Annotated in this window: 13 protein-coding genes; 11 read left to right on the top strand and 2 right to left on the bottom strand. The window is 61.0% G+C overall.

Annotation, left to right across the window (positions count from 1 at the left end):
* Nucleotides 1-80 precede the first annotated feature (80 nt).
* The 3 genes from HDC30_RS07935 (at nucleotide 81) to HDC30_RS07925 (ending at nucleotide 3,543) form a co-directional block, all read left to right on the top strand.
* Entirely contained in the window at nucleotides 81-1,439 is a 1,359-nt protein-coding gene (locus HDC30_RS07935) for a nucleobase:cation symporter-2 family protein (RefSeq protein WP_027613344.1), read from the top strand.
* 159 nt (nucleotides 1,440-1,598) lie between these two features.
* Nucleotides 1,599-2,384, top strand: a complete 786-nt coding sequence (locus HDC30_RS07930) for an outer membrane protein OmpK (RefSeq protein ID WP_027613345.1) — start codon at nucleotides 1,599-1,601, stop codon at nucleotides 2,382-2,384.
* 373 nt (nucleotides 2,385-2,757) lie between these two features.
* Nucleotides 2,758-3,543, top strand: coding sequence for an outer membrane protein OmpK (locus tag HDC30_RS07925; protein ID WP_027613346.1), 786 nt, complete (start codon nucleotides 2,758-2,760; stop codon nucleotides 3,541-3,543).
* A gap of 90 nt (nucleotides 3,544-3,633) precedes the next feature.
* Here HDC30_RS07925 and HDC30_RS07920 read toward each other — a convergent pair whose 3' ends face one another.
* Both HDC30_RS07920 and HDC30_RS07915 read right to left on the bottom strand, forming a co-directional pair.
* On the bottom strand, nucleotides 3,634-4,806 hold the full coding sequence (locus HDC30_RS07920; protein WP_103368928.1) for a patatin-like phospholipase family protein: 1,173 nt from the start codon (nucleotides 4,804-4,806) through the stop codon (nucleotides 3,634-3,636).
* A gap of 35 nt (nucleotides 4,807-4,841) precedes the next feature.
* Nucleotides 4,842-5,777 carry a lipid A biosynthesis lauroyl acyltransferase gene (locus HDC30_RS07915; protein WP_183782091.1) on the bottom strand — a complete coding sequence of 312 codons (936 nt, stop codon included), beginning with the start codon at nucleotides 5,775-5,777 and terminating at the stop codon, nucleotides 4,842-4,844.
* Nucleotides 5,778-5,894: 117 nt separating this feature from the next.
* Between HDC30_RS07915 and minC the strand changes: the two genes are divergently transcribed.
* The 8 genes from minC (at nucleotide 5,895) to HDC30_RS07875 (ending at nucleotide 13,832) form a co-directional block, all read left to right on the top strand.
* A complete protein-coding gene (minC, locus tag HDC30_RS07910) occupies nucleotides 5,895-6,632 on the top strand; it encodes a septum site-determining protein MinC (RefSeq protein ID WP_027613349.1) in 738 nt (245 codons plus the stop codon).
* Nucleotides 6,633-6,831: 199 nt separating this feature from the next.
* Nucleotides 6,832-7,644, top strand: a complete 813-nt coding sequence (gene minD / locus HDC30_RS07905; RefSeq protein WP_007960626.1) for a septum site-determining protein MinD — start codon at nucleotides 6,832-6,834, stop codon at nucleotides 7,642-7,644.
* Nucleotides 7,644-7,898, top strand: coding sequence for a cell division topological specificity factor MinE (gene minE / locus HDC30_RS07900; RefSeq protein ID WP_003223146.1), 255 nt, complete (start codon nucleotides 7,644-7,646; stop codon nucleotides 7,896-7,898). The genes minD and minE overlap by 1 nt, the downstream gene beginning before the upstream one ends.
* Nucleotides 7,899-7,989: 91 nt before the next feature.
* On the top strand, nucleotides 7,990-8,625 hold the full coding sequence (locus HDC30_RS07895) for an RluA family pseudouridine synthase (protein WP_027613350.1): 636 nt from the start codon (nucleotides 7,990-7,992) through the stop codon (nucleotides 8,623-8,625).
* A 51-nt stretch (nucleotides 8,626-8,676) separates the two neighbouring features.
* The gene (locus HDC30_RS07890; protein WP_183782088.1) at nucleotides 8,677-9,774 is read left to right on the top strand and encodes a hypothetical protein; all 1,098 of its coding nucleotides are present in this window, start codon (nucleotides 8,677-8,679) and stop codon (nucleotides 9,772-9,774) included.
* Nucleotides 9,775-9,946: 172 nt separating this feature from the next.
* A complete protein-coding gene (locus HDC30_RS07885; RefSeq protein WP_047598982.1) occupies nucleotides 9,947-11,236 on the top strand; it encodes a M18 family aminopeptidase in 1,290 nt (429 codons plus the stop codon).
* Between the two features lie 188 nt (nucleotides 11,237-11,424).
* Nucleotides 11,425-11,601, top strand: a complete 177-nt coding sequence (locus tag HDC30_RS07880; RefSeq protein ID WP_007965354.1) for a hypothetical protein — start codon at nucleotides 11,425-11,427, stop codon at nucleotides 11,599-11,601.
* Nucleotides 11,602-11,678: 77 nt separating this feature from the next.
* On the top strand, nucleotides 11,679-13,832 hold the full coding sequence (locus HDC30_RS07875) for a mechanosensitive ion channel family protein (RefSeq protein WP_183782086.1): 2,154 nt from the start codon (nucleotides 11,679-11,681) through the stop codon (nucleotides 13,830-13,832).
* Nucleotides 13,833-13,867 lie beyond the last annotated feature (35 nt).

Genomic DNA, 13,867 nt, shown 5'->3' with positions numbered 1-13,867 from the left:
GTTTACCTGATGCAAAGAAACAGCTGTGAGCCACCCGGCAGCTGTTCAATCACAAGAATAAAAAAGATCCGAGGTGTTGCATGTCCGAGCTGTCCAAAGCGCGCATCCCCGACGCACCCGCCATTCAGCGTTTGCCCCTTTTGCAACTGATCCTGGTCGGTTTGCAACATGTTCTGCTGATGTACGGCGGTGCCATCGCGGTGCCGTTGATCATCGGACAGGCCGCTGGCCTGAGTCGTGAAGAAATTGCCTTCCTGATCAACGCCGACCTGCTGGTCGCCGGTATCGCCACCATCGTCCAGTCGCTGGGTATCGGCCCGATGGGTATCCGCATGCCGGTGATGATGGGCGCCAGTTTCGCGGCGGTCGGCAGCATGGTCGCCATGGCCGGCATGCCCGGTATCGGTCTGCAAGGGATCTTCGGTGCGACCATCGCCGCCGGATTCTTCGGCATGCTCATCGCGCCGTTCATGTCCAAGGTCGTGCGTTTCTTCCCGCCTTTGGTGACAGGCACAGTCATCACCTCGATCGGTTTGTCGCTGTTCCCCGTGGCCGTGAACTGGGCCGGTGGCGGTGCCGCCGCGGCGCAATTCGGTTCACCGATTTATCTGGCCATCGCCGCTCTGGTACTGGCGACCATTCTGTTGATCCACCGCTTCATGCGCGGCTTCTGGGTGAATATTTCCGTGCTGATCGGCATGTGCCTGGGCTACGTGCTCTGCGGTGCGATCGGCATGGTCGACCTGAGCGGCATGGCCAACGCGCCGTGGGTTCAGTTCGTCACTCCGCTGCACTTCGGCATGCCGAAATTCGAACTGGCGCCGATCCTGTCGATGTGTCTGGTGGTGGTGATCATTTTCGTCGAGTCCACCGGGATGTTCCTTGCGCTGGGCAAGATCACCGGTCAGGAAGTCTGCCCGCGGATGCTGCGTCGCGGCCTGCTGTGCGATGCCGGCGCGTCGTTCGCTGCCGGTTTCTTCAACACGTTCACCCATTCCTCCTTCGCGCAGAACATCGGCCTGGTGCAGATGACCGGCGTGCGCTGCCGCTCGGTGACCATCGTTGCCGGTGGCCTGCTGATCGTGCTCAGCCTGCTGCCGAAAGCCGCATTCCTGGTGGCGTCGATTCCGCCGGCGGTGTTGGGCGGTGCGGCGATTGCGATGTTCGGCATGGTCGCTGCGACCGGGATCAAGATCCTTCAGGAAGCGGACATCGGCGACCGGCGCAATCAACTGCTGGTGGCGGTGAGCATCGGCATGGGTCTGATCCCGGTGGTGCGTCCGGAATTCTTCGCGCACTTGCCGATGTGGATGAGCCCGATCACCCACAGCGGCATCGCCATGGCCACCCTCAGCGCGCTGACGTTGAATCTGCTGTTCAACATCCTCGGCGGCGCCGAACGCGCAGCGATCAACGACTGCCACGCGCATCAGCACTAACCAAGTCACCACAAAACCTTGTGGGAGCGAGCCTGCTCGCGAAAGCGTTGTGTCATTCAACAGTGATGGCGACTGACATGCCCTCTTCGCGAGCAGGCTCGCTCCCACAGGGGACGTGCAACACCCTGCCTCAACAATAAAAACAAGAGGGAGCAACCGATGATTCGCACGCAAACCAGCGTTCTGTTGAGTGGCGGCCTGCTGGCCGCGAGTCAGGCCATGGCCGGCGATTTACTGCTGTGGCAGACCAACAGCCTGAGCTACCTGTACGGCAAGAACTTCGCGATCAACCCGTCGATCCAGCAGACGGTGACGTTCGAGCACGCCGACAAGTGGAAGTACGGCGACAACTTCCTGTTCGTCGACAAGATCTTCTACAACGGTCAGGAAGACCGCAACAAAGGCCCGCACACCTTCTACGGCGAATTCACCCCGCGCTTCTCGTTCGGCAAGATCTTCGACCAGAAAATCGAGTTTGGCCCGATCAAGGACGTGCTGCTGGCGATGACGTACGAGTACGGCGAAGGCGACAGCGAGGCCTACCTGATCGGCCCCGGCTTCGATCTGAAAGTACCCGGCTTCAACTACGTGACCCTGAACATCTTCCGCCGCCAGACCGAAGGCCCGCGCCCCGGCGACGGCGTCTGGCAGATCACCCCGGGCTGGTCTTACAGCGTGCCGCTGGGCAACTCCGACCTGTTGATCGACGGCTATCTGGACTGGGTCGTCGACAACGACCAGAACTCGCGCGGCACCTACCACGCCAACCTGCACATCAATCCGCAGATCAAATACGACCTCGGCAAAGCCCTCGGCTGGAGCCACAAGCAGCTGTACGTCGGCACCGAATACAGCTACTGGAAAAACAAATACGGCGTCGAAAGCAGCCACAACCTCGACACCAACCAGAACACCGCCAGCCTGCTGGTAAAGGTGCACTTCTGAGATGGCCCGCAACCGTGCCCCATACCTGTCGTCGGTGCTCTGTTGCGGGGCACTTGAGAGCTGGCCGAGGAGTCAGTATTCTCCGCGGCCTCTTGAATTCGGTCTAAAAAAAAGCCCGGATTTAATTCCTGACCGACAAGCCAACTTATCCCGGCCCCGGTCAGTACCGAGGCATCCCGAAAACACGCGCAATCGACTGTTTTTCAGCAGCCGAACGGGCGTTTTTTTGCTTTTCGAAAGCGTTGGCCCAGCTCTTGCTATCACCAGCGAAGCTGACCGATCGGATGACTTTTGCAGCGACGAAAAAAGGCGCCACACCAGAGCGCCGATCTTAAAAAAATAAACGTGGAACACCTACTTTGGGAGCAACCGAATGAAACGTATGTGCACCAGCCTGATGCTCGCGGGATCGATGCTGGCCGGCGGCGAGGCCATGGCCGACGGCCTGCTGCAATGGCAGAACAACAGCCTGACCTACCTCTACGGCAAAGACTTCAAGGTCAACCCGGCGATCCAGCAGACCGTCACCTTCGAGCACGCCGATGCCTGGAAGTACGGGGACAACTTCCTGTTCGTCGACAAGATCTTCTACAACGGCAAGCCGGATGGCGGCGTCGGCAACAACACTTACTATGGCGAATTCAGCCCACGCCTGTCGCTGGGCAAGATCCTCGACCAGAAGATCGAATTCGGTCCGGTCAAGGATGTGCTGCTGGCGATGACTTACGAGTTCGGTGAAGGCGACGTCGAGTCGTACCTGATCGGCCCGGGTTTTGACCTGGCGATTCCAGGCTTCGACTACTTCCAGCTGAACTTCTACCAGCGCCACACCGAAGGCTCGCGCGCCGGTGACAACGTCTGGCAGATCACCCCGGTCTGGTCTTACACCATTCCGGTTGGCGACTCGAACATCCTGATCGACGGTTTCATGGACTGGGTGGTCGACAACGACGTCAACAGCAAAGGCGAATACCACGCCAACCTGCACTTCAACCCACAGGTCAAATACGACCTGGGCAAGGCGCTGAATTTCGGCGAGAAGCAGCTGTATGTCGGTGTTGAATACGACTACTGGAAAGACAAGTACGGGATCGACGACACCCGTGCGTTCACCACCAATCAGAACGTGACCAGCTTCCTGGTGAAGTTCCACTTCTGATCTTAAAAGCTTCGCGAGCAGGCTCGCTCCCACATTCGACCGAGTTCCAATGTGGGAGCGAGCCTGCTCGCGAAGGCTTCACCGCGAATCTCAGACTGGAACCACCGACTCGGTGATCCCGAGAAACCGGCACAACTCCTCACGCTTGGCCAACGCATCGCGCCGTCCCAGGTCGATCAGTTCGCTGCAATACCCCGCCTCGAACAGCAGATAACTCAGCACCCCTGCCCCACTGGTCTTGGTCGCCCCCGGCCCACGCAAAAACAGACGCAATGCCGCCGGCAATTCCTGTCGATGTCGCGCCGCGATCTCGTCGATCGGCTGACTCGGCGCAATCACCAGCACTTCCACCGGCGCCACACCCAACTCACGAGTCGGCACGCCCTCGGGCATCAGTCGACTGAACTGGTTCAAACGCTGCAGCAACTCGATGTCGCTCTCCAGACTGTCAATGAACGTGCTGTTGAGCATGTGTCCGCCAATCTGCGCCAGCGTTGGCTGCTGACCGGTGTAGGCGCGCTCCAGCGGCTGCTGCGGATCAAACCCGCGCGGGTTGCCGCTGACGCCCACCACCAGCACCCGACTCGCACCCAGGTGCAGCGCCGGGCTGATCGGCGCCGACTGGCGTACCGCACCGTCGCCGAAATATTCCTCACCGATTTTTACCGGGGCAAACAGCAACGGGATCGCCGAACTTGCCAGCAGATGGTCCACCGACAATTGCGCCGGCACGCCGATCCGCCGATGGCGCAACCACGCATCGATCGTGCCGCCGCCCTGATAGAAGGTCACCGCCTGGCCCGACTCGTAGCCGAACGCCGTCACCGCCACCGCATGCAATTGCTTGCGCGCGATGGATTCGGCGATGCCGGGCATGTGCAGTTTTTCATTGAGCAGCTCGCGCAGCGGCGAACTGTTGAGCAGCGCCACCGGCAGTTGGCGACCGATGCCGAGCAGACTGTGACTGACAAAGCGGCTGGCCTGACGGATCACCCCCGGCCAGTCGCTGCGCAACACCCGATGACTGCGAAAGCCCTGCCAGAACAAGGTGAGGCGTTCGATCGCCGCGCGAAAATCGGTGGCACCACTGGCCAGGCTGACCGCATTGATCGCCCCGGCCGAAGTGCCGACGATCACCGGAAACGGATTGTCCGCGCCCAGCGGCAGCAATTCGGCAATCGCCGCCAGCACTCCCACCTGATACGCCGCCCGAGCCCCGCCGCCGGAAAGAATCAAACCTGTGACCGGTTCCGCTGGGCTCATCGCAACGCTCCATGGTGCTTGAAAGGGTGAGTGAATCAGCCGCGCCGTTTCGGGTAAAGCTTCGGCTCGCCCGGTGGACGACTCTTGAAGCGGCGATGCGCCCACAAGTATTGCTCAGGGCAGGCGCGCAGCGCACTTTCCACCCACTGGTTGATGCGGATGCAGTCGGCCTCTTCGGTTTCACCCGGGAAGTCTTCCAGCGGCGGATGGATCACCAGCCGGTAACCGCTGCCATCCGCCAGACGTTCCTGAGTGAACGGCACCACCAGCGCCTTGCCCAGGCGGGCGAACTTGGTGGTCGCGGTCACGGTCGCCGCCTGAATGCCGAACAGCGGCACGAAGATGCTTTGCTTGGCGCCATAGTCCTGATCCGGTGCGTACCAGATCGCCCGGCCCGAACGCAGCAGCTTGAGCATGCCACGCACGTCGTCACGCTCCACCGCCAGCGAATCGAGATTGTGCCGCTCACGGCCCCGACGCTGGACGAAGTCGAATAACGGGTTTTTGTGCTCGCGGTACATGCCATCGATGGTGTGCTGCTGGCCGAGCAACGCGGCGCCGATTTCCAGGGTGGTGAAGTGCGCGGCCATGAGGATTACGCCCTTGCCCTCGCGCTGGGCCTTTTGCAGATGCTCCAGACCTTCGACGTGGGCCAGTTTGGCCAGCCGCTCACGGGACCACCACCAGCTCATCGCCATTTCAAAAAACGCGATGCCGGTGGAGGCGAAGTTTTCCTTGAGCAAGCGTTTACGCTCGGCGGCGGGTTTTTCCGGGAAGCACAGCTCGAGATTGCGCTTGGCGATGCGCCGCCGGTCGCCGGCCACGCGATACATCAATGCGCCCAAAACACGACCGATCGTCAGTAAAACCGCATATGGCAACTGCACGACCAGCCACAACAGCCCCAGACCGCACCAGAGCGGCCAGAAGCGGGGAGAAAGAAAGGCTCTTCGAAAACGCGGGCGATCCATTAAAGCTTCCGTAAATTCAGTGGCCGCGCATTCTACATCGTTCGACCCGGCTTGCGGCTCGCGGGCGTTCTCGTTATAAGTCTCGGCACTTTTAGTGACAAGCCGTTGTATGCCGATATGAGCCAAAACGAATCGCCAGACCGAGATCCCGTGTTCCAGTTGAAGGGCAGCATGCTGGCCATCACGGTGCTGGAACTGTCCCGCAACGACCTCGACAGCCTTGATCGGCAACTGGCCGCCAAAGTCGCCCAGGCGCCGAATTTCTTCAGCAATGCACCGCTGGTCCTGGCGCTGGACAAACTGCCGCCAGGCGAAGGCGCGGTCGATCTGCCCGGCCTGATGCGCGTATGCCGCCAGCATGGTCTGCGCACCCTGGCGATCCGCGCCAGCCGTATCGAAGACATCGCTGCCGCCATCGCCATCGACATCCCGGTGCTGCCGCCGTCCGGCGCCCGCGAGCGACCGCTGGAAGCGCCGGAACCGGAAGTCAAAAAGAAGCCGGAAAAGCCGCCGGAGCCGACGGTCAAACCGACCCGCGTCATCACCACGCCAGTGCGTGGTGGCCAACAGATATATGCCCAGGGTGGCGATCTGGTGGTGGTGTCCTCGGTCAGTCCGGGGGCGGAACTTCTGGCCGATGGCAACATCCATGTATACGGCCCGATGCGCGGTCGCGCACTGGCCGGCGTCAAAGGCGACACCAAGGCCCGGATTTTCTGTCAGCAATTGAGCGCTGAACTGATCTCCATCGCCGGGCATTACAAGGTTTCCGAAGATTTGCGCCGCGATCCACTGTGGGGCTCCGGCGTCCAGGTCAGCCTGTCGGCCGACGTGTTGAACATCATTCGGCTTTAACGGATACTGCCGCATTTTCCAAGCATCTCTAAAACGTAGCGAAAACGGCTCAAACGAAGTAGGAAAAAGGAACAAGCAGCGTTTGCCCCCGGCAATTGCGACTTGCGCCGAATTCCAGCCAAGGCTGTCCGACTGCAGTAGTTTTCAAGAGATGTTTTTCAGGGGCTAAAAAGTCCTTCTTCCTTAGGGGTGAAACACCTTGGCCAAGATTCTCGTGGTTACATCCGGCAAGGGTGGTGTGGGTAAGACCACCACCAGCGCCGCTATCGGTACCGGCCTCGCTCTGCGCGGCCACAAAACAGTGATCGTCGACTTCGACGTGGGCCTGCGTAACCTCGACCTGATCATGGGTTGCGAGCGTCGCGTGGTGTACGACTTCGTCAACGTGGTCAACGGCGAAGCCAACCTGCAGCAGGCCCTGATCAAAGACAAGCGCCTGGAAAATCTCTACGTGCTGGCCGCCAGCCAGACCCGCGACAAAGACGCGCTGACCCAGGAAGGCGTGGAAAAAGTCCTGATGCAGTTGAAGGAAGACTTCGACTTCGTGGTCTGCGACTCCCCGGCAGGCATCGAGAAAGGCGCACACCTGGCCATGTATTTCGCCGACGAAGCGATCATCGTGACCAACCCGGAAGTGTCCTCGGTACGTGACTCCGACCGCATGCTCGGCCTGCTGGCCAGCAAATCGCGTCGTGCCGAACTCGGCGAAGAGCCGATCAAGGAACACCTCCTGCTGACCCGTTACAACCCGCAGCGCGTCAGCGATGGCGAAATGCTGGGCGTCGAAGACGTGAAGGAAATTCTGGCCGTGACCCTGCTGGGCGTCATCCCTGAGTCGCAGGCGGTCCTGAAGGCTTCCAACTCGGGCGTCCCGGTGATTCTCGACGACCAGAGCGATGCCGGTCAGGCCTACAGCGATGCCGTTGATCGTCTGCTGGGCAAAGAAAAAGAACATCGTTTCCTCGATGTTACGAAGAAGGGATTCTTCGAGCGCCTGTTTGGAGGTAGGTAATGAACCTTTTTGACTTCTTTCGTGCCAACAAAAAGCCAAGTACCGCCTCGGTAGCGAAAGAGCGTCTACAGATCATCGTGGCGCATGAGCGCGGCCAGCGCAGCACGCCGGATTACCTGCCAGCCTTGCAGAAGGAACTGGTCGACGTGATCCGCAAGTACGTCAACATCGGCAACGACGACGTACATGTTGCACTGGAAAGCCAGGGCAGTTGCTCGATTCTGGAACTCAACATCACCCTGCCCGATCGCTGAGTCGATCCGGCAGGAACGACGGCGGCTCAGGGCCATTCCCATCGCGGAATGGCCCTGAGCCGCCGTTGGCATTTGTTACGAGGCTGTTTTAATGCCGTTGTCCAACATCCGCATCATTCATCAGGACGCCGCCGTACTGGTGGTCGACAAACCGACGTTGCTGCTCTCGGTGCCCGGTCGCGCCGACGACAACAAGGACTGCCTGATCACCCGCCTGCAGGAAAACGGCTACCCGGAAGCGCGTATCGTCCATCGCCTGGACTGGGAAACCTCCGGCATCATTCTGCTGGCCCGTGACGCGGATACTCACCGCGAACTGTCGCGGCAGTTTCACGATCGTGAAACAGAGAAAGCCTACACTGCGCTCTGCTGGGGTCAGCCGGAGCTGGACAGCGGCAGCATCGACCTGCCGCTGCGCTACGATCCACCGACCAAACCGCGGCACGTGGTCGACCACGAATTCGGCAAGCATGCGCTGACCTTCTGGCGCGTACTGGAACGTTGCGGCGACTGGTGCCGCGTCGAACTGACGCCGATCACCGGTCGCTCGCACCAGTTGCGTGTGCACATGCTGTCCATCGGTCACCCGCTGTTGGGCGACGGGCTGTACGCCCATGAGCAGGCCTTGGCGGCCTGGCCGCGTCTGTGCCTGCACGCCAGCATGCTGAGCTTCACCCACCCGCAAACCGGCGAGCGTTTGCGCTTCGAATGCCCGGCACCGTTTTGAGCGCTGCCTGAGTGGCAGTGCTGTTTATTTGGACAAGGATTCTGTTTTCGGATGAGTTGTATTGATTCCCTGGTAACCCCCCTCACGAAAGTTCGTCATCAACTGCTTTACCTGGTTTACGGCAATCAGGATGTGTACCGGCGCGAAGCCAAGTTCAGCATCCTGACCGTCCTGTCCCAGGCTAAAAACGGCGAGCGACCGGCGATCCGCATTCTCACCGATCGCCCCGATGACTATGCGGGCTGGCCGGTCGACACGGTGTTGCTGGACGAAGCGACCCTGACCCGCTGGCAAGGCACCCACGGCTATCACCATCGCCGCAAGGCCTGCGCCATCGCCGCGGGAATGAAGTGGGCGGAAAAAACCCTGTTCGTCGACACCGACACCCTGTTCACCCGCCACCCGAGCCAACTGTTCAAATTCATCGAGCCGAATCGCTCGGTGATGGATCGCTTCGAGTACGACTGGAAAGATGTGCACCAGCGTCCCGACTATCAAAAACTCGGTCGCGACCTGCGCAGCCACGGCGTGACGCCGGATAACGGTTTCAAGCTCTACAACAGCGGCTTGTGCGGCGTGACCGACAGCGACTCAGCGCTGTTCGAAGAGTCGATCCGCCTGATTGATGAGTGGACACTCGGCGGCTTCGAAATCCACACCATCGAACAGATCGCCCTGTCGTATGCCATGCGCGAGCGTCAGGTGGTGGAAGCGCGCAAACACGTCTACCACTACTTCGCGGAAAAACGTTTCTTCCACGCGATGCAGACGTACTTCTTCTCCCAGCACGGCGAGCAGTTCAGCCAGCGCCTGGTGGATCTGTGCAGCGATGTGCCACGGGTCAAACCGTTCCCCTCGGCCTGGCGCCGATTGAAAATCAAATGGAAGCTGCGCCACCAGAAAGGTGCCCTGCGCAAGGTCGGTCGTGATCTGCTGTACGGCAGCGCCGCGCCGGAAGATCCGTACTACAGCGTTTGCCGACACGAATGGTGGGAATGCGCCTCGCGGGAAATTCTGCGTTGGGACGAGAGCCAGCAGAAAAAACTGCTGAGCCAGAAGTCCTGGCCGCAACAGCTGCCGCGTCCGGATAAACCGGAAGATGAAAAAGTCATCATGAACTATTTGAAAAAACGCGTAGCCGCCCGCTGATCCACATTACTCCCTGTGGGAGCGGGCTTGCTCGCGAAAGCGGTGTGTCATCCAAAAATCTGCATCTGACCCACCGCTTTCGCGAGCAAGCCCGCTCCCACCCCGATCCTGCCCGGATTCAATTCCCGGGCCGATGCGTTAAACTCGCGCCCATTGCTGTCTGGAGCTTCTTATGCGCGAAGAGTTGAACCAAGGCCTGATCGACTTCCTCAAGGCCTCCCCTACCCCGTTCCACGCCACCGCCAGCCTTGTTCAGCGTCTGGAGGCCGCCGGTTACGTGCGCCTCGACGAGCGCGAGCCGTGGACTACCGAGGCCAACGGCCGCTACTACGTCACCCGTAACGACTCCTCGATCGTCGCGATCAAAATGGGCCGCAACTCGCCACTGCACGACGGGATCCGTCTGGTCGGCGCCCACACCGACAGCCCGTGTCTGCGGGTCAAGCCGCAACCGGAACTGCAACGTCAGGGCTTCTGGCAACTGGGCGTTGAAGTCTACGGCGGCGCGCTGCTGGCGCCGTGGTTTGACCGCGACCTGTCGCTGGCCGGGCGCGTCACCTTCCGTCGCGACGGCAAGGTCGAAAGCCAGTTGATCGACTTCAAGGCACCGATCGCGATCATTCCCAACCTGGCCATCCACCTGAACCGTGAAGCCAATCAAGGCTGGGCGATCAACGCGCAGACCGAGCTGCCGCCGATCCTCGCGCAATTCGCCGGCGACGAACGCGTCGACTTCCGCGCCGTGCTGACTGATCAACTGGCCCGCGAACATGGCCTGAACGCCGACGTGGTGCTGGATTACGAGCTGAGCTTCTACGACACCCAGAGCGCGGCGGTCATCGGCCTGCATGGCGACTTCATCGCCGGTGCGCGCCTGGACAACCTGCTGTCGTGCTACGCCGGCCTGCAAGCCCTGCTCACTGCCGACACCGAAGAAACCTGCGTGCTGGTGTGCAACGACCACGAAGAAGTCGGCTCCTGCTCGGCGTGCGGTGCCGATGGCCCGATGCTCGAACAGACCCTGCGCCGCCTGCTGCCGGAAGGTGACGAGTTCGTCCGCACCATCCAGAAATCGCTGCTGGTCTCGGCCGACAACGCCCACGGCGTGCACCCGAACTACGCCGAGAAGCACGACGCCAACCACGGTCCGAAACTCAATGCCGGCCCTGTGATCAAGGTCAACAGCAACCAGCGCTACGCCACCAACAGCGAAACCGCCGGGTTCTTCCGCCACCTGTGCATGGCCGAAGAAGTGCCGGTGCAGAGCTTCGTGGTGCGCAGCGACATGGGCTGCGGCTCGACCATCGGCCCGATCACCGCCAGCCACCTGGGCGTGCGCACCGTCGACATCGGCCTGCCGACCTTCGCCATGCACTCGATCCGCGAACTGTGCGGCAGCCACGATCTGGCGCACCTGGTCAAAGTGCTGAGCGCGTTCTACGCCAGCCGCGAGTTGCCTTAAAAGCTTCGCAAGCAGGCTCGCTCCCACAGTTTGGAATGCATTCCAGGGTGGGAGCGAGCCTGCTCGCGAAAGCGGTAGTCCAGACAACACAATTTCATCATTGGACTGACTCAATTCTGATACACATCAGAACCGCTCCGCCAAAAGCGACCTAGACTTAAATCATCCCCTTCGACAAGGCAGTCACCATGATTTCGATGTCCTCCTTCCATGCCATGCTCATTCCGATTCTGTCCGGGATGATTCTGCTGGCGATCGGCTTCAACTTCCGCGACAAGAACGCCGGTGTGTTTGCCATGTGGGTCGGCATGCTGATGATCCTGGCGACCGTGGTCTACAAGATCCTCGCCAAACTCAACGAATAAATCCGCGCCCGGCTCGCATTGATTCTGGCTGCCTCGTACACTCGCTCAATTCGCCCCTTTGCGAGGTTGACCGCCTAGTGTTCGCTCGTCTGTTTGCTCTGCCCTGCCTGCTCCTTGTCTGCCTGATGACGCTGCTGCCGTCGGCCCCTGCCCAGGCGGTCGGTCAGCCGGGGCTGCTGAACACCACCAAGACGCAGCCGGAGGCGCAAGAGCCGCTGGGCCAGTCGCTGGATGAAGTCATCAAGTCGCTGGAAAACGACAAGCAACGCGCGCAATTGCTGAGCGATCTGAAAAAGCTGCGCGACGCCACCAAGAAAGCCCAGGCTTCACCGGAAGAAGGCGTGCTGGGCCTGATCGGCGGCACCCTGGCCAGCTTCGAGAAACAGTTCTCCGGTGACGACAGCCCGCTGACCCGCTGGTCCGACGAGTTCGATCTGGCCAGGGACGAACTCGACAACCTGATGTTGCCGGCCAGCGAATGGCTGCCGATCATCTTCGGCTTCGCGGTGATCCTGATGGTCTGGAGCCTGCTCGCCGCCGCGCTGATCTGGCTCGGTCACCGGGTGCGCATGCGCTTCGGCCTGACCGAAGAACTGCCGCAGCATCCCAAGGCCCTCGACATGCTGCGCTTCGCCCTGCGCAAGCTCGGGCCGTGGTTGATTGCATTGGTCATCACCGTTTACATGAGCTACGCGCTGCCGTCGTCATTGGGTAAAAGCCTGGCGATGGTGCTGGCTTATGCGCTGGTGGTCGGCACCTGTTTCTCGGCGATCTGCGTGATCGCTTTCTCGCTGCTCGACGGCCCGCACCGGCACCGGGCGTTGTACATCCTGCGGCATCAGGCGTTCCGTCCGTTGTGGCTGATCGGCAGCTTCGCCGCATTCGGTGAAGCGCTGAGTGACCCGCGCCTGGTCGAAGGCCTCGGCGTGCACCTGGCGCACACCACCGCGACCATCACCAACGTGCTCGCGGCGCTGTTCACCGGGCTGTTCATCCTGCGTTTCCGCCGGCCGATCGCGCACCTGATCCGCAACCAGCCGTTGTCCCGCCGCCTGACCCGCCGCGCCCTCAGCGACACCATCGATATCCTCGGCACCTTCTGGTACGTGCCGGCTCTGGTGCTGGTCGGGATCTCGCTGTTCGCCACCTTCGTCTCCGCCGGCGACACCAGCACTGCCCTGCGCCAGTCGCTGATCTGCACGGTGCTGCTGGTGATGTGCATGGTGATCAACGGCCTCGTGCGCCGTCATTCACTCAAACCGCAGCGCGGGCCCAAGCGTCACGCGTTGTACTCGGAACGCCTGAAAAGCTTCTTCTACACCCTCGCCCACCTGCTGGTGTGGCTGATCTTCATCGAGCTCGGCCTGCGCGTATGGGGCAAATCGCTGATCGGCTTTGCCGAGGGCGAAGGGCATGACGTCAGCGTCAAACTGTTCAGCCTGATCGGCACGCTGATTTTCTCCTGGCTGATCTGGATCCTCGCCGACACCGCCGTGCACCACGCCCTCACCCGCTCGCGCAAAGGCCTGGCGAATGCCCGCGCACAAACGATGATGCCGCTGATCCGCAACGTGCTGTTCGTGGCGATTTTCATCATTGCGCTGATCGTCGCCCTGGCAAACATGGGCATGAACGTCACGCCACTGCTGGCCGGTGCCGGTGTGATCGGTCTGGCCATCGGTTTCGGTGCGCAGTCGCTGGTGGCGGACCTGATCACCGGCCTGTTCATCATCATCGAAGACTCGCTGGCGATCGACGACTACGTGGACGTCGGCGGCCACCTCGGCACCGTCGAAGGCCTGACCATCCGCACCGTGCGCCTGCGCGACATCGATGGCATCGTCCACACCATCCCGTTCAGCGAAATCAAAAGCATCAAGAACTACTCCCGGGAATTCGGCTACGCGATCTTCCGGGTGGCGGTGCCGTACAACATGGAAATCGACGATGCGATCAAACTGATGCGCGAAGTCGGCCAGAAAATGCGCACCGACCCGCTGCAACGCCGCAACATCTGGTCGCCGCTGGAGATTCAGGGCGTGGAAAGTTTCGAATCCGGCAGCGCGATTCTGCGCGCCCGGTTCAAGACTGCGCCGATCAAACAATGGGAAGTTTCCCGAGCGTTCAACCTGTCGCTCAAGCGCCATCTGGACGAAGCCGGCCTCGATCTGGCGACGCCACGCATGAGCGTGCAGGTCATCACTGCCGGCGGTGGCCAGCCGAAGGAATAGCACTTCGCGCAGACACTCGGGTCACAGGCAGGGAA

The organism is Pseudomonas sp. JAI115, assembly GCF_014200835.1.
Taxonomy (GTDB): Bacteria; Pseudomonadota; Gammaproteobacteria; order Pseudomonadales; family Pseudomonadaceae; genus Aquipseudomonas; species Aquipseudomonas putida_A.
The sequence above is the reverse complement of the archived record's forward strand: the minus strand, read 5'-3'. Positions and strand labels throughout refer to the sequence as shown.

Coding starts and splice junctions, on each gene's coding strand:
- HDC30_RS07890 (WP_183782088.1), top strand. CDS start 8,677: ATGAGTTGTATTGATTCCCTGGTAACCCCCCTCACGAAAGTTCGTCAT.
- HDC30_RS07885 (WP_047598982.1), top strand. CDS start 9,947: ATGCGCGAAGAGTTGAACCAAGGCCTGATCGACTTCCTCAAGGCCTCC.
- HDC30_RS07880 (WP_007965354.1), top strand. CDS start 11,425: ATGATTTCGATGTCCTCCTTCCATGCCATGCTCATTCCGATTCTGTCC.
- HDC30_RS07925 (WP_027613346.1), top strand. CDS start 2,758: ATGAAACGTATGTGCACCAGCCTGATGCTCGCGGGATCGATGCTGGCC.
- HDC30_RS07935 (WP_027613344.1), top strand. CDS start 81: ATGTCCGAGCTGTCCAAAGCGCGCATCCCCGACGCACCCGCCATTCAG.
- minE (WP_003223146.1), top strand. CDS start 7,644: ATGAACCTTTTTGACTTCTTTCGTGCCAACAAAAAGCCAAGTACCGCC.
- HDC30_RS07895 (WP_027613350.1), top strand. CDS start 7,990: ATGCCGTTGTCCAACATCCGCATCATTCATCAGGACGCCGCCGTACTG.
- HDC30_RS07930 (WP_027613345.1), top strand. CDS start 1,599: ATGATTCGCACGCAAACCAGCGTTCTGTTGAGTGGCGGCCTGCTGGCC.
- HDC30_RS07920 (WP_103368928.1), bottom strand. CDS start 4,806: ATGAGCCCAGCGGAACCGGTCACAGGTTTGATTCTTTCCGGCGGCGGG.
- minC (WP_027613349.1), top strand. CDS start 5,895: ATGAGCCAAAACGAATCGCCAGACCGAGATCCCGTGTTCCAGTTGAAG.
- HDC30_RS07915 (WP_183782091.1), bottom strand. CDS start 5,777: ATGGATCGCCCGCGTTTTCGAAGAGCCTTTCTTTCTCCCCGCTTCTGG.